Consider the following 17,406-nt stretch of genomic DNA (forward strand, 5'->3'; position numbering starts at 1 on the left):
CTCCTGGTCTTCGACCCGGCGGATCGCTGCACGAGTTCGCGCGGAGACACCGTGGACCCTCAGGACCGGATACTGCCATCGTGGCCGCCACCGCTCTGCGCGGACGGCCTTGGGGCGCCTACGCGGCATCGCCCTTTCGGATCAACATGAGGCCATCCTGCCACGGCTGGGCACCCGGATGGACTCCCGGTTCACACACCCGCGGCAAATGTTCCTACTTCTCGGTTCTGTGCAGGTCTTGGGGCGTCTCGGATGTCACTGGAGCAGGATCATCTTGCGGAGCAGTTCGAATCCGGCTCGGCCGTAGAGCTGCCGCTTGATCTTCTTGATGCGGTTGACGGCTCCCTCGATGCTGCCGGAGCTCCAGTCGAGAGTGAGCCCGGCGGTCACGGCGTCGAGATCTCGGAGCAGGTGGAGTGCGAAGCCTGTGAGGCCAGGTAGCTGGCTTGCGTCGACTGCGTCGATCCAGGTGGGGAGTGTGGAGCCGAGGCGGTCGGTGAGTATCTCGCCGAAGTCGCGGACGTGTCCGGCGGCCGTGTCCAGTTCGGGGCAGCGGGCTAGGACCTCCTTCAGGCCGGCCCGGTCTTCCTCGTTCAGGGTCGCGGGATGACGGGTGATCCAGCCAGTCACCTGCCGCACCGTCGGCGGCCGGGACGGTGCCCCGGATGGAGCCCCGCGCAAGGTGGCAATGTGCGCGCGGACCATGCCGTAGGTGACTGGGGCGTGTTCGGCAACCAGCTCGCCGTGCAGTCGGGTGACGCTGGTGCATCCCTCTGCGAAGCGTCGCTCCAGGTAGGGCTTGTAGGGGTCCAGCCTGCTGGGTCGAGGCCGGTTATCGCGGAAGGTGTCCTGCCAGTGTGCGGCGTTCGCGTACCGGAGCACGGTGTTGAGGCCCCAGCCCAGGTGCCTGGCGATGGCCCGGCGTGAGTACCCCTGGGCAAGGAGCTCGTGGACCAAGGCATGTGCTGCCTTCTTCCTCTCGGCCCGTCGGCCGACGGGAGCCGAGTCGCCCTGCGGCCGGCCGGCAGCCGTTCGGGCGGCTTCCGCCAATATGCCGCTGGGTGAAGGACTGCGCAGGCAGTCGCGATGGGCGGCGACGCAGGTCTCCACGGCGCGGCCGAGGCCCTGCCACAGATGGAACCGGTCGGCGACCTGCAGAGCATCGGGGGCACCGCGCCCGGGCACCCTCGGCGTAGGAACCGGCCCGGTCCCGGCAGATAATCTCCACACCTGGGTGTCGGACCAGCCAGGTGGCCAGTGGCCCGGCTTCACGGGTCGGGAGCCCATCGACCACGCGATGGTCTTCGACGCTGGTCAAGACGGTGGAGTAGGTCTGGCCACGACGGATTGCGAAGTCGTCCACGCCCAGCACCCGCGGCGTGCTGAACCGTGGATCGGGCAATGCCATGACCCTGCGCAACAAGGTCATCCGTCCCGCACCGAAGCCCAGCTGGGCAGCCAGCCGAGCGCCAGCCCGCCCGGCCAGCGCGAGCCCCACTCGTTCCAGGGCGTGATTGAGCCGCGTGGTGAACCGTGCGTGCGGGGCGGCCAGCCGAGAGAACGGCTCGGCGAACGTCCGACGCGGGCAGTCCGCCGCCCCGCAGATGAAACGCCGAACCGTCAGCCGGATCACAAAGCCCTGCTCAGCGAGCGGTAGATCCTTCAGCCTGCGCTGGTAACGGTCGTGGACTCGGTCCGAGAACCGGCCGCAGTCCGGACACGCGGCCCCGGCCGCGCGGCCTCTCGCCACCACCTCGACTGCACCGAAAGCGGCGGTAACCGCCTCGACATCCACATCGTCAATCCCGTCGAACACCAGTAAGTCCCAGAACGGTGCATCGGTGTGCATGACCAGCACCATCACCGTCCACGACCGACCTCAGCAGCGTCCGGCCAACACCTGAGGGAGCGTCAATTCTGGTCGCCGGACGGCAAGGCGTACGCGGTCTCACGCGATCCCGTCTCCTCGCAATCGAACATCGAGGTAACGCTCGGCGACGACTCCCCAAGATCTGTGCCAGAACCGAGAACGGGAGTCGTTTGTAGACGACTTCGGGAGTCACTTCGCGTGCTGCCGCCATGGTCAATGTCCATGAGTTCGGGAGTCACTCATGGCGGTCGGATGCACCAGGGGGTGTCCAGCGAGGTCCCTTCGGAGGATGCGGACCGGGTGCCATTCTGCTGCCTGTCTACTCCTTCACGCCGGGGCGAGCGGCCTGGCTGCCGGCGGATGCATTGGTGAGAGGTCCGTCTGCTGCGCGAGGGTCCCTGCCCTGTCCGCGGCGGGGCTGGCTCAGTCTGCCCTCCGGCAATGGCCGGAGGGCAGGCCACGTCACGCCGGGCGGGAGGAGCCGCTCCAGCGGGGGTAGGTGTAGCCGAGGGCGCGGGTGTCGAGGGTGGAGGCGACGGTGACGCCGAAGGGGGCCAGAATGTTGCTGCTGGCGGCGCCGCCGCCGTTGTAGGTGTTGGCGAGGTTGGGGTTGCGTGCTTGCCATTCGGCCCAGAGGAGGTCGACGAAGGCGTGGTTGACCCAGTCCAGGGGGTCGTTGGGGGAGTACATCTGGCTCATGTCGCCGCCGATGTTCACATGGACGCTGGCGTGTGGACTGCCTTCGATCGCCCGGCGGAATTGGTCGTAGCTCTGCCTGTTCGTGTTCAGGACGTTCTCGATCATCCCGGGGCTGTACCAGGATCCGATCGTGGAGCCGCCGCTGTACTGGCGTTGCAGGCAGTGCAGGTTCGGGTACCTGACCTGCCAGCCGGCGAAGGCCCCGTTCGTCACGCACCGGTTGCTCCCGGTGCCGTTGCCGCCGAAGTAGGCGGAGCTGAGCACCTCTGATCTCTCCGGCCTCTGGGAGTCGAGGGTCCAGTCCCAGTAGGGCAGGACGACAGTCGGGTCGATCCTCTGGAGGGCGGCCTCAAAGAGGCGCAGGAACTTGCGGTGCCAGGGCAGGAAAGCCGCTACTCCGTGCCCCTGGCTCCGGAAGTTGTAGTGGGTGAGGACGAACCGGTTGTACTGGTTGTTCGCCGCGTTGTTGTCATGGAGCGTCTTGACCGCATTGAAGAACCGTGTCCGCTGGTCTGGGGTGAGGGTGCGGATCTCCTGGCGAGTCACCACCTCCGCTGCGGGCACGGCGGTGGCCAGCCGCGTGCCGACGACGGACGCCCCGGTCACCCCGGCCGCCCCGGCGGCGGCCATCCAGCCCAACATCCTGCGCCGGCTGACTCCTGGTCCTGCCATGTCGATCACTGCCCCTCGGTCGTGTCCCCTGCCAACGACGCGAAAGCGGCAAGGCAACGACACCGCCTCCGTGCTGGCGTCTTGGTCGTTCTCACCGATGACCGCTGTACCAAGTACCGAGGCCGAACGAAGCCGGGATGACTGCCTCCCGTTCTCGTGAACACCGCCAATTCGCGCGAGCATGCGACTTCCAATGTCGTGTCGAAACGACGTCGCTACTCGCGTACAAAGCCACCCGGCCCAATCAGAGGCCGTACACGCCGCCCTGAGCGCCGATCAGGACGCCGCGCGGCCCCTGGGAGCCGTGGCGGCCCAGCGGCCCCCAGGGAGCCGCGCAGCGGCTGCACGCGGACCGCCATCAGGGCGGCCCGCGTCGGGAATCCGTCAGAACCGTCAGGCCGGCTGACGTAGTTCGGCACCGACTGTCAGTGCCGCATCGGCACTGCCTGTCAGCGGCCAGAGCCGATCACTTCACCCGCCGGTGCTGTACCTGACCCGGACGGAGCTGACCTTTCGTGTGAAGCTCCCGAGGTTGTCGATGTCCTCGAAGAACTCAAGGGCCGCGCCCGCGCAGCCTGCGTCCTCGAAGACCTCGACGGCCACGCCGGGAGCGACCTCCACCGATTCGATCCGGTTGTTGAAGCCGGCGGGCAGGTTCACGCACTCCCCCCTGCGCCTCCAAACCGAGCGCCGGACCGGTGTAGGCCCGGCCGGTGTAGAACGTCGCCGCAGCCTCGTCGGCCGCAGCGGCCGGACGGACGTGGGGCAGTGCCGCATGGGCCGCAGGGACGGCGCCCGCCACAGCGGCGGCCGCAACGACCCCAACCGCGATGTTCCTTCGCACGGGTACTCCTTCACTCGGGATGATCTTGATGTCCTTCCAACGACCGCACCCCATGCCCGCAACGGCACCCCCCGCACCCTTCACACAGCCCCACGACTTGTAGCGAACGCTGCAAGTCTGATGGAGCGTTCGCTACATTCGGGGGTATGCGGACGACAGAGACACCCACACCCCCTCTGCTCCAGCCCGGCGACGAAGGGGACCGGACCGCCCTCCACGCAGACGGTTCCTGGGGCTGGATCACCTGGCCCAACCGGCACGCACCAGGCGGCCACGAGCAGCACCGGGGCGGCCGTATCGCCCTGCGGCACGGACAGGTCCAACTGGGCACAGGCGAGATCGTCGCGGCCGACCGCGACACCTGGGAACGCGAAGCCGCGCAAGCCCTTGGGCGGGTGGCGCCGTGGGCCCGCGCTCTGACCATCCTCTCGGCGGTCCCCGGCTACGAGGAGACAGGCCGGCTCGCGCTCGCCAACGGCCAGCGTGCGGCCTGCCGCGACGATGGCGGCGACGACGACCCCGACGCCATGGACTGGCTGAACCGGCACGCGACCGAAGCCGAGCTCGACGACGCACGGATCGGCGGGGAAGCCGCCGGCGGCCTGCCTGCGGCACGCGAGATCCGCTTCGCGACGCTGGCCCGCAGCATCGCCGACCGGTACGAGCGGGAGGCCGACCGCTGCCGCATCGTGGCGATGGCCGCCGCGCCCGCGGATCAGGTGGACCTCGGACACGAATGGGTCCACCCGGACGACCCCGATGAACGGCTCGACGCATGGGTCACACGTCAGCTCCTGGCCGGGTGGCGGGCTGCGGTGAACCGGCGCAACTCCCTCGTCCAGGGCGCCAGGAACTCGGGGTGGACGGAATCGGCGATCTCGGAGACCACCGGCCTGGCCCGCACCACCCTGGCCCGCATCACCTGACCCGAGGCGGACACACGTGGCGCGGGCCCTCCATCCGATGGAGGGCCCGCGCCACGTCATTTCGCGGAACCGGCCGCAGCGGGGCGGGCCGCAGCGGGACGTGTCAGAGCGCCGCATGGGCGCGGTAGACGCGCACCATCCGCTCCGCGACGCACACCGCGCCGCCGCGCAGGATCATCGTGCGGGTGCCCCTGTGCCGGTATCGCAGGTCCACGATGTCGACGAAGCCGCCGCCCGCTTGGACCTGATCGCCGACCCGCAGTTCGGTGGGCAGGCAGTCCACCGCCCTGCGCGCTGGCGGGACCCGGACCGCCTCCGGCTCCCTCGCAGCGGGGCGTGTGCCCGCCGGCCCGCAGGCCACGGTCGAGAACGCGATCTGTCGCCTACTCGGGGATGTAGCGGTCCGAGTTGTCTGCCGGCGCGTCGAGGTGCCTTGACTCGGCTCCCGAGCAAGCCATGTTGTACGGGGCATCGGCGAGCCCGGAAGGCCCACCGATCTCTGCCACATCGGAGCGATGGCATCCAGGCTCGGGAGTGGCGGCTTGCGCGGTCGTGGTGAGCACGCCCAGGGACGCGGCGGCCCCGAGGGTGACAGCGGCAAGTACGAGTCCACGATCAGCACGCCAGCCTCCGCAGCCCGCAACGTGCTCCCGTTCTGAGCACAGACGAAGTACCGCTAGCCTGCCCAAACACCAAAGGATCATGTGGCGAGGGCCGACCGCACGTGCTCACCACGTCCTGGCCAGAAGTGTTCAGGCCGCGTGTCGGTCCCGATCAATACCAATGACCGGAGGGCGGGCGGCTGTTAGAAAGAGCAGCACAGATTGGCAGGTCCTGCCCCGAGCTATCCGTCGGGCGCAATCCGTCCAAGAAGGGGCCCCGTGAAGACACAAGGCCGGAAGGTGCTCCGCCGGAAGTCCTTCAGAGCCATGTCGGCGATCTGCACCACTGGATTCGGCGTCTTTGCCGCTGGGATCGCGGTGAGCATCGTGGTCAGGGGCCCGGACTCAGATGCCCTCGGGGTCGTAGCCGTGTGCCTGGGCGGGATCGCGTTCATCCGGCGGATCACAGGGTCGCGCATCGTGCTCGGCGAGAAGGTGCTGACTGTGGTGAATCCGGTGTTCACCCATGACATTCCCTACCGTTATGTGGCCAGGGTGGCAGCAGACAGCGGTGGGAACCTGATCATCACTACCTCGCAGGCCGTCGAGATCGGCGCCTTCGGGTTCGGCGGGTCGCTCGTCGATCACTTCGTCGGTTCCACTGACCGGACCGTGTCCCAGATCAAGGCCGGGATCTCGGAACGGAGGGACCTGCGTGGGGACTCCCGTACGGTCCGACGCTTTACCCGGGCGTGGGTAGCCGATGGCTGCACCGTGGGCATGCTCGTTCTTTTCGCCCTCGCCGGCGTCATCGGTGACTGGGCTCCTGCCGTATGAGCCTCGAACTCCGCAGCTGACGCACGGGGACACCTCGACCATCGCGTTCGTGTGTTCACGGTGTCGTCGCACACGAAGAGACACCCAAGTCCCAGACACGACCACAGCCGGTGTGCAACGGGAGTGTCGCCGTCACCCCGCTTCATGACCACGCAGAGAGTCGTCTAACAAACGTACGGCGGCCAGCGCCGACCACGGCCAGCGAGGCCGACGGCATGCCCACGGGCACCTCGATCTTGTCGTGGGCGAGCAGCCAGGCCACAACCGCCGCCCGGTCGAACTGCGGGTGCACGTCCGTGCCGCCGACCGGGGCGGGGAAGTCGTCGTGCCGGCGGCGCCAGTTCACCACCGCGGCCCGGCCCACCCGAGCCATCCGCGCCACCTCCGCCAGCAGCACCCAGTCCCGGCCCGGGACAACCGGGTCCAGGGCGGAGAGCAGGGAGCGGCGGCCCGCGCGGGTGGCGCGCACCACCCGCCAGTCGACCCAGGGGCGGACGACGGGGAGCAGGGCGACGTCCTCGGCGGAGTACAGCGGGACCGTGGTCACGCCGCCCTGCCGCTTGTAGTCGATCTCCACCGAGCCGACCGGCGCGACCCAACCGAGGCGCACCACGGCGTCGAAGTCGACGCGGCGGACGCCGAGGCGCCGGGCGGCCTGGTCCGGGCCGAGGGGGACGTACCGGTCGAGGAGGGCCGGCAGGTCCCGGCGGCGGCTGAGGACGGCCACCTGGTCCGGGTGGACGTCGGGGCACTCGGCGTCCCCGCCGAGGCGGACCAGCAGACCGGCCCCGGCAAGGTGGCCGACCGCCGCAGCGGTCACCCGCGGCCGGCACCGCAACGGCTCCCCCAGGGCCGCCGTCAGCCGGTCCGCCGCCACCCCGGCACCGATCGGCCCCCGCAGCGCCGCGCGCACGGCCTCGGGGTCGGCGGCCTCCACCACCGCCCGCGACCACTGCCCCGGGCCGGCGTCCGCCGGCGGGACCAGGCCCGAGCCGACCGCCCACCGCCAGGCCGCCAGAGGTACCCGCAGCCAGCCCGCGGCCTGGTTCTCGTCGTAGCTCTCACGTACCGACGCGCCATGAATCGCACTCCGATCGCACATCGACCGGCCCGACGGTCGGGCCGCGCCGGAAACATGCCGAAAGATCCTGTTTGTTGTCAATAGCCCTGATTCTGGGGTGAGTTGGGAGCACACCGCACAAGCCGCCTACGCGTACGCGAGGGCAAAAATCACCCCTGTGGGGGACTGCGGACCGGTGCCGGACAGACGGGGGCGGGGGCCGCCGCGACCCCCGCCCCTCCCCCGGACGGCCTACAGGTAGTCGGCCGGCTCGGCCGCGAAGGTGCCGCGGTGCGGGCCGTACAGCGGCATGTCGGTCAGCCGGAACCGCTCCGTTCGGCCGCCGGGCCGCAGGACGGCGACGACGGCGCCCGCCGGCTCCGAACTGGCGAACCGCTCCGGGTGGGCGTCGGCGGTGAGCGGGGTGTACCAGCGGGCGATGCGCTCCATGACGGTGCCTTCCTGGTCAGGGCCCCTGTGGCCCCTCTCCACCCCTTGCGGAGGTCTCACGGCCAGAACGACAGCAGCACCCCAAAAACCCGCCCTAGATGATCTAGGTATGCGGAGGTATATCCGGGTGATCGATGTGACTGATTCCCAATGATTCTTGTCAACCCAGTGAGCCGTAAGGTGCGGCCCATGAAATCGTTGATCGCTGCCGTCCGCGAACAGGACGAAGCTGCCCGTTTTCTCGCTTGGCCGGGTGACTTCGACCTGGACCGAGGCGACCATGTCGAAGAAGTCCACCTCGCCTCGGGCGCCGCGCTCGAAGGTTTCGCCGGCGACGGCGCCGGGGGCACGTACTTCTTCTGCGGTGAAGGCGGCGAGGACCGTCCCATCCTCTATGCCGACTCCGAAGGAGGTGCGGCTCTGGTTGCGATCGGCTTGCCCGAGCTCCTGCAGCTGCTTCTGGTCGCCCCGTGGTGGCGCGATTGCCAAGCGTTCACCGACGAGGAGAGTCGCGAGCTCGCGGCCGAGTATCTGGAGGACATGCCGGATCTCGTGGCCCGGAGAGACCGTGCCGCGGCGGCCCTGGGCCTCGCTCTGTCGGCCCAGGCAGATGTCTTGGCCCGTTTGCGGGAGGTAGCCGTTCGGATGGGCGAGGACTTCGTCCTCATCTTCACGCCGGAGGGCCACCCCTACGAGCCTCTCATCAGGAAGTGAGACGTACCGCCGCAGCAAGCAGGCGCCGTCCCAGGCAACAGGGATCAGCCCACGGCGAGACCTCGCTGTGGTGGTTGGACGTCGAAGGTTCGCTGGTCGCGGATGAGGGCCCACATGACGTCGAGGCGGCGGCGGGCGAGGGCAAGGATCGCCTGCTTGTGGCTCTTGCCCTCGGACCGTTTGCGGTCGTAGAAGGTCTTCGAGGTGGGGCAGAACCGGGCGGCGATCTGGGCGGAGAGGTAGAACACGCGCAGGAGCCGACGGTGGTAGCGGTGTGGTCGGCGCATGTTGCCGCTGATGCGACCGGAGTCCCGAGGGACCGGTGCGAGGCCGGCGACGCCAGCGAGCCGGCCCGCGCTGCCGAAGGCCTCCATGTCGCCGCCGGTGCAGGCGATGAACTCCGCCCCCAGCAAAGGACCCATGCCGGGCATGCTGAGGACGACTTCCGCCTGACGGTGCTCTCGGAATCGGGCCGCGATCTGCGCGTCGATGTCCGCGATCTCTTCGTCCAGAGCCAGCACTGCCCTGGCCAGGGTGTTCACCACGGCCGCAGCCGTGCTCTCCCCGGCCACGGCAGTGTGCTGGGCCTGGGCCGCGGCGACTGCCGCATCGGCCATGGCCTGGGCGGAACGGACTTTGCGGTTCTTCAGCCAGGTCGTGAGCCTGTTCGGGCCGATCCGGCGCAGGCCGGCCGGGGTCTGGTAGCCGGTCAGGAGGATCAGTGCGGCTTTGGATGCGGCGTAGTCGAAGGTCCGTTCCAGGGCGGGGAAGTACTCCAGCAGCTGTGCCCGCATCCGGTTGATGGCGCGGGTGCGGTCGGCTGCGAGGTCGTAGCGGCGGGCGGCGAGGATCTTCAGGTCCACCGCGATCTCGTCCCGTTCCTGCAGTGGCTGCAGGTCCCGGCGCATCCGGGCCTGGTCGGCGATGACGTAGGCGTCCTTCGCGTCGGTCTTGCCGTCGCCTCGGTAGCCACGGGAGGCGTGGTGGACGGTTCGGCCAGGGATGTAGAGGAGCCTCTGGCCATGGTTAGCCAGGAGAGCGATCAGCAGAGCGGCGCCGCCAGCGTTCAGGTCGATGGCCCAGGTCACGGGACCGTCCTCGGCCAGTGCGAGGACGTCGCCTATAAGCTCCAGGAGCTCGGGCTCGTTGTTGGGAACCCGGCGCGAGAGCACCTTCGTTCCGTCCGTGTCGATCACCGTGCAGTGATGCGCGGCCTTGCCGGCATCCGTCCCCGCCCAGAGCTCAGGCACCCGAGCCTCCCTCGTCGATCGGTTGACTGGTCCCTGCAGACGACCACGCCGACGTGTCCTTACGAAGCGATCTCTGTTCGCTCATCCCAATGAGTGGCCGTGTCGTCGCGGGGCACTGGGGGGCCAATCAGTCAAAGCCACACGTACGGCATGAGCGTCGTCTGCCACACCCAGGCCCCCGGGTCTCCCGATCGTACGAAGGACCGGAATCAACCCGCCAACACGGTAAGGAGCGTCGTAGTTGGCCAGTCTGGTCAACCAGGTACGCAGCCACGAGTCAGTGGAACCAAACGACAAGGCGTACGTTCTCGGCCCCGTGGACCTCGCTGAGGATGCGCATGACGCTCCAGACCCGGCCCCAGTCGGTGTCGATCCCCGCGGCTGAGGCGCGGGTTCGTGTACCTGAGGCGTCGGTCTCCTGCCAGTCCGTGGTGTCCAGCTCGGCCCAGGTCAGCCAGGTGGTCCCGTGCACATCGTGGGGGCCGCCGTAGCCAGCGAACTCACCTCGCAGCCCATCCGAGGCGTCGTCCGGGAAGCCACGATCCTCTGCCAAAGGACGGAAGCCGAAGGAGTTTCGGACTCCGAAGAGGCAGGCCAGGCCGTCGTAGGCGTTGCCCCTGTTGAGGAGGAAGAGATCGATGCCGACCTCCCATACGGAGTCCTCGTCGTCGGGGCCCCATAGGCGGGCCCCTGGCCGGCATTCGATCATTCCGCTGACGTCGGTCGACATGGGGAGATCCTGCCAGCGCAGGCCAGGAGCTGGCATCTCCTTTCGCGCGCGTACGTACGTGGCCGGGTCGAGGCTCTGGCTCAGCCGGATCCGTAGACGTCATAGGGACGCCTCCTGCGCGGTTCCGGCCAACTACAACGCTCAGCGGCAACTACATGCTGAGCTGCAGACTCCGCCCACGTAACGCCAGCATTTTCAGCTCAGCAGAGGATTGCCCTGGAGGTTCGCTTCCCCGCACGGCCAGGGGCCCTCGGCCAGGGGGCCCAGCGGTGTACGGAAAACCAGGACCTCGTTGTCCAGGGAGATGGCGACGATGCCTTCGTCCAGCAGTAGCGCGCGACCGATGACGGCTCGGCTGTCGTCCATGGCAAACAGTTCGTGTCCGGCGAGGTCCGTGTCCACGGCGAGTAGCTTGCCGTCGCGCCAGAACACCGCGGTTCCCTCGCAGTCCATCGCGGGGTAGGACGTGTAGTAGCCCGTCAGCGCCGGCCCGTCCACGAGGCTGTTGTCCGGTGCGAGCCGCCGGAAGCATGATCTCGAAGGCAGGCGATTTTCGAGCTCGGGGCCGCTGGCACTGCCGTTCTTGTCGACGAGCATGGCCCCGTGGCTGGCCCAGCGCGCGGTTTCAGCGCCGTCGCGGCCGAAGCGGCCCGTCGTGAACGCGCCATAGCCCTGGGATCCGATCAGGAACTGGCCAGGACCGGCTATCGCCTTTCGGCCGGTGGGAGCCGGAGAGGTCACCGACACAGTCTCGCCGCTGTCCAGGTCGAGGAAGAACGTCCGCCCGATACCGCCCCGTGTGTCGGTGAAACTGGCTGCGATCCGGTCTGCCGATACGAGCAGTGGCTCCCAGTGGTCTACGCCGATCTCCTCCGGGACCCAAGGTCTACGCGGCTGGATCTCCCATCCGGTCCGGTCTCCCATCTCCACCACACCCGGGAACGACACCGCACCGAGCACGGCTCCGGTGCTGGCCGGTCGAGGGCCGCGGCCCGGGCCCGGGCAAGTTCGCGAGCTCGGTCGGTCTTCTGCTGCCGAGTCATCTGGGTCGGCCAGGCATCGACCGGCGTCTTGGCGGCCACCAAGTCGAGGAGAACTGGCAGAAGTTCGGCGTCGCTGCGGGGCTTGAGCCCGGCCTTGGCGGCCTGCCGCAGGACGTCCCCGACGCGGGCGTCGGAGAAGGCGGGCACCTCTTGGCCATGCGGGAGCCCGTTCCAGGGAAGTTCGTGCCAGGCTCCGTCCAGTTCGATGAAGACTTGGCGGCAGTCCCGGGGGTCGCGGTGCACCGCCCACTTCCCCGCGTGCCGGTCACCCCTGCTCGACAGGCGGCCCCGGTGGGGTTCGAGGATGGGGCTGTGGGCGCCGTACCAGAGGCCGCTGATCTTCACGCCGCGCCGGGTGTCGATCCGTACGAAGTGCACGGGCAGCAGCTCGTAGTAGAGCTCCGGCGGCGGGATCTCCAGACAGATCCCGTCCCGCGCGGCCGCAGCTGCGAAGAGGGTGTTCGGGCTATGCCGACCACTCGGATCCCAGGCGGGCGCGTACTGGTCGAGACGCCGGTTCTGCCAGACCTTCACGATCCACGTGGCCAACAGGTGCTCCATATCCGACAGCGTCCAGGTCGCGTCGCCCTCCGGGTCTGCGCCGCGGTCGGCGACATCGATACCGCGATAGCCAAGGAGGAGCTCCAGCAGAAGCGACTGGATCCCGGCGAAGGCCCGCTCGCAGGCGGCCTTGTCCGGTGGCCGCATCGCCCGGGCCGGCAGTAGATCGATCCCGAGTGTCGCCGCGGCCTGGACAAATTGGTGGCTCTTGTAGACGGCACCGTGGTCGCTGGTCACCGTCTCCGGAGCGAAGAACGGCAGCCCCGCAACTGGGTGCCCGGCCAACTCCGCCACCAGAGCCGCCGGGGCGCCGGGGTAGGGCCACTCCGTCTCCGGCCCCCAGTCCGGCCGCATCGGCAGCGGCAGCAGCACGTCCCGCAGCAGCATTGCCACCTCCACCGCCGATTCCGCCACCGGCGTGAGCCGGAACGCCACGACCGAGTGGGTGCAGGCGTCCAGCGCGATCGTCAGGTGCACCGTGATCGGCTCGGCGAAGACGTCGTCCAGCACCTTCACCGGCAGCGGCGTCGTATCGAGGACCACCACCTGCCCCGGCCTGCTGACGTGCACCGTGGTCTCCGGCATCCAGGCCGCCGCGGCTGCGGCCGCCGAGCGGACGTAGCGCTGGCGGCCCCCGCCCGGTCCGAACCACTCCCGCCACACCTTGATCAAGGTTGTGTAGTGCGGGACCCGGACCTCGCAGTCAGAGAAACGCTCGCGTACGTACTGGTGGATCAGTCGCTCCTTCGACTTCATGCTCATCCGCGAGCGATGCAGCGATTCCGCGTGCACCGCCACGATCGCCGCCTCCACCTCCGGCGTCAGCGACGCATGGCCGGACAGCCCACGAGTCCACCGGCCGTCAGCAAGGCCTGCAAGCCCTCTCTCGGCGTGCTGACCGGCCATGCGCCGAAGCGTTCGCTCGCTGATCGAGCCCAGCCCCAGCTGCTTCGCCTCCTGCGGACCCAGCTCCCTGAGCTCCCGGACCTTCGCCTAGCCGGTCTCCACCTCCAGCAGGTGTTCCTGCCTGATCCGGGCCCGGGCGAGATCGTGCTCGGCGAGATCCTCTGCCCGGCGCACCTGGCCGCCTTGTGCCATCAGTCCGTCCTCGGCAGGTAGATCCACGACTCGTCTCCCAGCGGCAGAGCCAGGTCCACGGTCAACCGCCGCGACCAGAGCAGATGGAGCACGTAGGGCCGAGCGAGCGCCGGCCAGGAGGTGGCTGCCACGAGCTCGCCCAGTCGTCGCGGTTTTCCCGCGGCCAGATCGAGGAGCTCCGGCAGCAGTCCCAGGGGGTCGGTCATCGCACGGCGCCGGGCGGACAACGCTTCCAGTGCCGCCCAAGGCCGCGGCCTCCATCCCGCGACCACGGCGTACTGCCAACCGGCGGCTCCCGCCGCCTGCTGGGCAGCGGCGAACTTCACCGCGTCGTCCGGCTTGATCAGATCCGCCGGCCGGACGTCGATCAGCAACGCAGTCCTCCGCGTCAGCGCCAGAAAGTCCGGCGTGTGCCGGACCGGGCGCCGGCACGTCGTGAACCTCAGGGTGAACGGCTGCGACAGCACCTCTGTCATGCCGCCCACGAAGTCGAGCGCCAGCAGCACACGCCGCTCGGCCAGACTCTCGAACCCGTGCAGCCGCCCCGTTCCCGACAAGTAGGCCAAGCCTGGGCGATGCCGCCGACCGGCCCGCCAGGCGAAGGTGCGGGCAGGCCGCGAAGCTGGCCACCCGAAGTCTGCGAGGTCGCGTACGGGGCTCACGACCTCCCCCTGAGTAGACCGCCATGTGGCGAGCCACCTACGTGCCCAGCCTGCCTCGATATCCAAGACCTCAGCCGCTTCCGGCACCGCGAACAGGATCGCGAGATCGTCGAGGGAGGAGTTGTGAGACCACACCGGTCTCCCAGTAGGGGTGGACTGAGCGGAGGCGGTAGCCATGGCACCAGCTCACACGTATGTCGAGCGCACCTGCCGCACTTCCACGAAAGTCGTCACCGAAAGTGCTTCAACCTATCTATCTGAGCTCTCGGCACGCGCACAAGACCTCCTGCGTCGCTCAGCCCGGCGTGAGTGCCCCTCTCGGTTCGGGCTGCCGATAGAGCTCTGGCAAGTGCGCGATCACACGGGGAAACTCGTCCCAGCTCCCATGGATCTCATCATCCGATGCGAGGGATTCGAGCAGAAGTTCGGTGGCCTGCGCTACGAGGTACGCCGTAGCTGGGTTGTGAACGGGGACCGGTACGAGACCGCCCGCGTGTGGGAGTACGACCACCTCGGTCTGCAGACTGCAGCATGGCAGGACCCAGGAAGAGGAGGCTGGTACTTCGAATGGACCGGCGAGCGTGTGTCGAAGCCGTGCCGGGACTTGATCCACACCGACGGCAGCGTGGGCACCGACATCGACGGCGGCAGTCCCTACCTCCCCATCGCCCCGTCGCTCCCGAATCTGATCGAATCACATGCCCTCACCGACGCCGTCGCAACGTGGAAGCCATGGCCCATGAACAGCCTTGCCACCTCGGCCATCGAACTCCTCGACGGCCTGGTGGAGGTGCCTGAAGCCTCATGGGGTTCCTCGCGGTGGCGGCTGTCAGACACCGTTGCCGTCATGGACTACGACAGCTGGGACCACAAGAATCCGCGCCGCCGGACGCTCGTCTGGTCTCGCGAAGAAGCCGGTCACCGCCAAGTACAGGCAGTCCTTGACGGACAGCACCAAGATCAGAGCGACGCCGTGACGCCCGGCGGAACGACTTCGTAGAGGCGCCGGTCCCGGATCAGGGCCCACAAGACGTTCACTCGGCGGCGGGCGAGAGCGATCACAGCCTGGGTATGGCGTTTTCCCTCGGCGCGTTTGCGGTCGTAGAAGGTCCGGGAATTGGGGTCATAGCGGACGCTGGTCAGGGCGGACATGTAGAAGACGCGCTGGAGGCCGCGGTGGTAGTGGCGGGGGCGGTGGAGGTTGCCGCTCTTCTTGCCTGAGTCATGCGGCGCCGGTGCGAGCCCGGCGAAGGCGGCAAGTCGGTCCGGAGTTGCGAAGAAGGTGAGGTCGCTGCCGACGCCGGCGAGGAACTCGGCGCCTAGGAGAGGGCCGATGCCGGGCATGCTCGTGATGATTTCGGCGAGGTCGTGGGCGCGGAAGCGGTCCTCGATGAGCCGGTCGACTTCCGAGACCTTTTCGTGCAACCCCCGAACGTCGGCGGCAAGGGTCCTCACCAGCTGGGCGATGACCGCCTCGCCAGGGACTGCGGTGTGCTGCTGTTCGGCGGCCTCGACTGCCGTAGCCGCGAGCTCCTCTGGGGTGCGGACACCTCGGGCACGGAGCCAGCGGGTCAGCCGGGCTGTGCCCATGCGCCGGATCGCGGCCGGGGTCTGGTAGCCGTCGAGGAGGACCAATGGACCGGCGCTGGTGAGGACGAGGGCGCGTTCCAGAGCAGGGAACATGCCGGTCAGCGTGGAACGCAGACGGTTGATGGCCCGGGTCCGGTCACGGACAAGGTCCGTGCGGCGGCTGGTGAGGATCTTCAGCTCGATGGTGGCCTCATCGGTGGGCCGCATTGGCTTGAGGTCCCGGCGGATGCGAGCCTGGTCAGCGATCACCAGCGCGTCACGCGCGTCGGTCTTGCCCTCGCCGCGGTATCCGTCGCTGGCCCGGTTTACTACCCGGCCGGGAATGTAGAGGAGCTCCTGGCCATGTCCAGTGAGCAGGGCCAAAAGGAGTGCAGGCTCGCCCCCGGCCATGTCGACGGCCCAGGTGATGTGGTCTCCCAGAGCGAGGACATCTTGGAGGAGCTGTAGTAACTCAGGCTCTCCGTTCGGCACCCGCCGGGACAGCAGCTTCGCGCCGTCTTGGTTGATGGCGACGCAGTGGTGGTGAGTTTTCCCGCTGTCTATTCCGGCCCAGATCCGGTTCATCGTGCTCCAGACGATCGTGCGTGCAGGTCTGCCGCAGACGACCTCGCCGGCATGGCCTTACGCAGCGATCTTTGTCGCACTTCCCAATCTGGCGGCCGGGTCGTCGTGGGGCGCCGGGCGGCCAAGCCACTGCAGCCACGGACGGCAGCCAACTAGAAGCCACACCCGGCACCCCTGGGCGGCCCACCATACGAAGGGCTCGACCGTCCCGTCCCAGGAACGTAAGGCCAACTAGAAGCCACACCCGGCACCCCTGGGCGGCCCACCATACGAAGGGCTCGACCGTCCCGTCCCAGGAACGTAAGGCAGCCAACTAGAAGCCACACCCGGCACCCCTGGGCGGCCCACCATACGAAGGGCTCGACCGTCCCGTCCCAGGAACGTAAGGCCAACTAAAACGCTCAGCCACACTTAGCCGCGCAACCCTCGCGGCGGACTTCCCCCGGAAATCGAACACGTGTTTCTATTGGGGTGTGAGAGCACCGTTCCGCTTCCCTCCGGACCTGCTCGCCCTCGAACGGGCGTGGCTGGACACCTACGCCGGTCTCGCCGAGTCCCCGGCCACGGCCGGGACGACCGTGCTGCGGCGCCGGTTGATCGCCCTGTCCGGGCGCCTGTGCACCCATCCCCACTGGGAGTCCCCCGCCGGTTGGCGGGCGGGCAGCGTCGAGCTGCGCCGCGCCGCCTGCACGCACACACCGGCCCCGGCAGAACGGAACGCAGCATGAGCGAGCAGACCCCCACCACGCCCCGTCCCAAGACGGTGCTGGTCACCTGGGCACCGAGCCAGACCGGCCCGTGTGCCCGGTGCCACGCTCCCACCTGCCGTTACGGGTTTGGGGCTTCACCCCTCTGCGCGGCCTGTAAAGCCCTGCGGCAGGCCCAGTACGGGAGCTGAACCGTGTCTGTACTGCCGCCCGACCTCCCCCGGCTGCGGACCCTGGTCACTTACCTGCGCGGCGAACTCGGCCGCGCGGAGCAGGCCCTGACCGTTGCCGAGGAGCGCGAGGCGCTCGCCGCGCGGAGGCTGCCGCCCAAGGAGCCGCCCGCGTGGCTGATCGAGCGCGGGATCGGCAACGGCCGGCCCCCGGTCCGCCTGCACGCCGGGGATTGCTGGGACACCGGCAAACGCTGCGCCCCCGCCACCCCCGAGCAGATCCGGCGGCTTCTCGCCGAGGGCGTACCCGCGTGCATCCACTGCCGTCCCGACACCGCACTCGGAGTGCTGGAGTGA

Annotated in this window: 18 protein-coding genes and 2 pseudogenes; 6 read left to right on the forward strand and 14 right to left on the reverse strand. The window is 68.8% G+C overall.

What is annotated here, in order from left to right:
• Positions 1–255 precede the first annotated feature (255 nt).
• From ACFYZL_RS36425 to ACFYZL_RS36445, 5 genes and pseudogenes are all read right to left on the reverse strand, one after another.
• The gene (locus ACFYZL_RS36425; protein WP_388685161.1) at positions 256–630 is read right to left on the reverse strand and encodes a transposase; all 375 of its coding nucleotides are present in this window, start codon (positions 628–630) and stop codon (positions 256–258) included.
• 243 nt (positions 631–873) lie between these two features.
• Positions 874–1,287 (reverse strand): annotated as a pseudogene (locus ACFYZL_RS36430) (hypothetical protein); the annotation flags it as partial.
• Positions 1,223–1,861, reverse strand: a pseudogene (locus ACFYZL_RS36435) (transposase family protein); the annotation flags it as partial. The pseudogenes ACFYZL_RS36430 and ACFYZL_RS36435, both read right to left, overlap by 65 nt.
• Positions 1,862–2,332: 471 nt before the next feature.
• Positions 2,333–3,241 carry a tyrosinase family protein gene (locus ACFYZL_RS36440; RefSeq protein WP_388685066.1) on the reverse strand — a complete coding sequence of 303 codons (909 nt, stop codon included), beginning with the start codon at positions 3,239–3,241 and terminating at the stop codon, positions 2,333–2,335.
• Between the two features lie 471 nt (positions 3,242–3,712).
• On the reverse strand, positions 3,713–3,901 hold the full coding sequence (locus ACFYZL_RS36445; protein ID WP_388685069.1) for a hypothetical protein: 189 nt from the start codon (positions 3,899–3,901) through the stop codon (positions 3,713–3,715).
• A gap of 330 nt (positions 3,902–4,231) precedes the next feature.
• Here ACFYZL_RS36445 and ACFYZL_RS36450 point away from each other — a divergent pair, with 330 nt between their 5' ends.
• On the forward strand, positions 4,232–5,011 hold the full coding sequence (locus tag ACFYZL_RS36450; protein WP_388685072.1) for a hypothetical protein: 780 nt from the start codon (positions 4,232–4,234) through the stop codon (positions 5,009–5,011).
• A gap of 103 nt (positions 5,012–5,114) precedes the next feature.
• On the opposite strand, the gene ACFYZL_RS36455 is transcribed toward ACFYZL_RS36450, so the two are convergent.
• Positions 5,115–5,294, reverse strand: a complete 180-nt coding sequence (locus ACFYZL_RS36455) for a hypothetical protein (protein ID WP_388685074.1) — start codon at positions 5,292–5,294, stop codon at positions 5,115–5,117.
• Positions 5,295–5,892: 598 nt separating this feature from the next.
• Between ACFYZL_RS36455 and ACFYZL_RS36460 the strand changes: the two genes are divergently transcribed.
• Positions 5,893–6,450, forward strand: a complete 558-nt coding sequence (locus tag ACFYZL_RS36460) for a hypothetical protein (protein ID WP_388685077.1) — start codon at positions 5,893–5,895, stop codon at positions 6,448–6,450.
• 142 nt (positions 6,451–6,592) lie between these two features.
• On the opposite strand, the gene ACFYZL_RS36465 is transcribed toward ACFYZL_RS36460, so the two are convergent.
• Positions 6,593–7,552, reverse strand: coding sequence for a hypothetical protein (locus tag ACFYZL_RS36465; RefSeq protein ID WP_388685079.1), 960 nt, complete (start codon positions 7,550–7,552; stop codon positions 6,593–6,595).
• Positions 7,553–7,762: 210 nt separating this feature from the next.
• On the reverse strand, positions 7,763–7,960 hold the full coding sequence (locus ACFYZL_RS36470; RefSeq protein WP_388685081.1) for a hypothetical protein: 198 nt from the start codon (positions 7,958–7,960) through the stop codon (positions 7,763–7,765).
• A gap of 189 nt (positions 7,961–8,149) precedes the next feature.
• Between ACFYZL_RS36470 and ACFYZL_RS36475 the strand changes: the two genes are divergently transcribed.
• Positions 8,150–8,674, forward strand: coding sequence for a hypothetical protein (locus ACFYZL_RS36475; RefSeq protein ID WP_388685084.1), 525 nt, complete (start codon positions 8,150–8,152; stop codon positions 8,672–8,674).
• A gap of 44 nt (positions 8,675–8,718) precedes the next feature.
• Here the strand turns inward: ACFYZL_RS36475 and ACFYZL_RS36480 are convergent, their stop codons facing one another.
• From ACFYZL_RS36480 to ACFYZL_RS36500, 5 genes are all read right to left on the reverse strand, one after another.
• Positions 8,719–9,924 (reverse strand): IS110 family transposase, encoded by a 1,206-nt coding sequence (locus tag ACFYZL_RS36480; protein ID WP_388685087.1) that lies wholly within the window; start codon positions 9,922–9,924, stop codon positions 8,719–8,721.
• Positions 9,925–10,201: 277 nt separating this feature from the next.
• Positions 10,202–10,654, reverse strand: coding sequence for a hypothetical protein (locus ACFYZL_RS36485; RefSeq protein WP_386173983.1), 453 nt, complete (start codon positions 10,652–10,654; stop codon positions 10,202–10,204).
• A gap of 195 nt (positions 10,655–10,849) precedes the next feature.
• A complete protein-coding gene (locus ACFYZL_RS36490; protein ID WP_388685090.1) occupies positions 10,850–11,614 on the reverse strand; it encodes a hypothetical protein in 765 nt (254 codons plus the stop codon).
• Positions 11,512–13,164, reverse strand: coding sequence for a transposase (locus ACFYZL_RS36495; RefSeq protein WP_388685092.1), 1,653 nt, complete (start codon positions 13,162–13,164; stop codon positions 11,512–11,514). Before ACFYZL_RS36495 ends, ACFYZL_RS36490 begins: the two co-directional genes overlap by 103 nt.
• Before the next feature lie 191 nt (positions 13,165–13,355).
• Complete coding sequence (locus tag ACFYZL_RS36500; RefSeq protein ID WP_388685095.1) at positions 13,356–14,195, reverse strand: TnsA-like heteromeric transposase endonuclease subunit; 840 nt, start codon at positions 14,193–14,195, stop codon at positions 13,356–13,358.
• 208 nt (positions 14,196–14,403) lie between these two features.
• On the opposite strand from ACFYZL_RS36500, the gene ACFYZL_RS36505 reads away from it, so the two are divergent.
• Positions 14,404–15,018, forward strand: coding sequence for a hypothetical protein (locus ACFYZL_RS36505; RefSeq protein WP_388685098.1), 615 nt, complete (start codon positions 14,404–14,406; stop codon positions 15,016–15,018).
• Here ACFYZL_RS36505 and ACFYZL_RS36510 read toward each other — a convergent pair.
• A complete protein-coding gene (locus tag ACFYZL_RS36510) occupies positions 14,979–16,172 on the reverse strand; it encodes an IS110 family transposase (protein WP_388685101.1) in 1,194 nt (397 codons plus the stop codon). The genes ACFYZL_RS36505 and ACFYZL_RS36510 overlap by 40 nt on opposite strands.
• A gap of 473 nt (positions 16,173–16,645) precedes the next feature.
• On the opposite strand from ACFYZL_RS36510, the gene ACFYZL_RS36515 reads away from it, so the two are divergent.
• Positions 16,646–16,900: a hypothetical protein gene (locus tag ACFYZL_RS36515; protein WP_388685104.1), complete on the forward strand. Its 255-nt coding sequence runs from the start codon at positions 16,646–16,648 to the stop codon at positions 16,898–16,900.
• A gap of 173 nt (positions 16,901–17,073) precedes the next feature.
• Entirely contained in the window at positions 17,074–17,406 is a 333-nt protein-coding gene (locus ACFYZL_RS36520; protein WP_388685107.1) for a DUF6233 domain-containing protein, read from the forward strand.

Source organism: Streptomyces sp. NPDC001717 (assembly GCF_042892775.1).
Classification (GTDB): Bacteria; Actinomycetota; Actinomycetes; order Streptomycetales; family Streptomycetaceae; genus Streptomyces.

What these genes read in the sequence shown, in the direction of transcription:
- ACFYZL_RS36440 (WP_388685066.1), bottom strand. Translation starts at nt 3,241, where the DNA reads ATGGCAGGACCAGGAGTCAGCCGGCGCAGGATGTTGGGCTGGATGGCC.
- ACFYZL_RS36450 (WP_388685072.1), top strand. Translation starts at nt 4,232, where the DNA reads ATGCGGACGACAGAGACACCCACACCCCCTCTGCTCCAGCCCGGCGAC.
- ACFYZL_RS36465 (WP_388685079.1), bottom strand. Translation starts at nt 7,552, where the DNA reads ATGTGCGATCGGAGTGCGATTCATGGCGCGTCGGTACGTGAGAGCTAC.
- ACFYZL_RS36470 (WP_388685081.1), bottom strand. Translation starts at nt 7,960, where the DNA reads ATGGAGCGCATCGCCCGCTGGTACACCCCGCTCACCGCCGACGCCCAC.
- ACFYZL_RS36475 (WP_388685084.1), top strand. Translation starts at nt 8,150, where the DNA reads ATGAAATCGTTGATCGCTGCCGTCCGCGAACAGGACGAAGCTGCCCGT.
- ACFYZL_RS36485 (WP_386173983.1), bottom strand. Translation starts at nt 10,654, where the DNA reads ATGTCGACCGACGTCAGCGGAATGATCGAATGCCGGCCAGGGGCCCGC.
- ACFYZL_RS36495 (WP_388685092.1), bottom strand. Translation starts at nt 13,164, where the DNA reads ATGGCCGGTCAGCACGCCGAGAGAGGGCTTGCAGGCCTTGCTGACGGC.
- ACFYZL_RS36500 (WP_388685095.1), bottom strand. Translation starts at nt 14,195, where the DNA reads ATGGCTACCGCCTCCGCTCAGTCCACCCCTACTGGGAGACCGGTGTGG.
- ACFYZL_RS36505 (WP_388685098.1), top strand. Translation starts at nt 14,404, where the DNA reads ATGGATCTCATCATCCGATGCGAGGGATTCGAGCAGAAGTTCGGTGGC.
- ACFYZL_RS36510 (WP_388685101.1), bottom strand. Translation starts at nt 16,172, where the DNA reads ATGAACCGGATCTGGGCCGGAATAGACAGCGGGAAAACTCACCACCAC.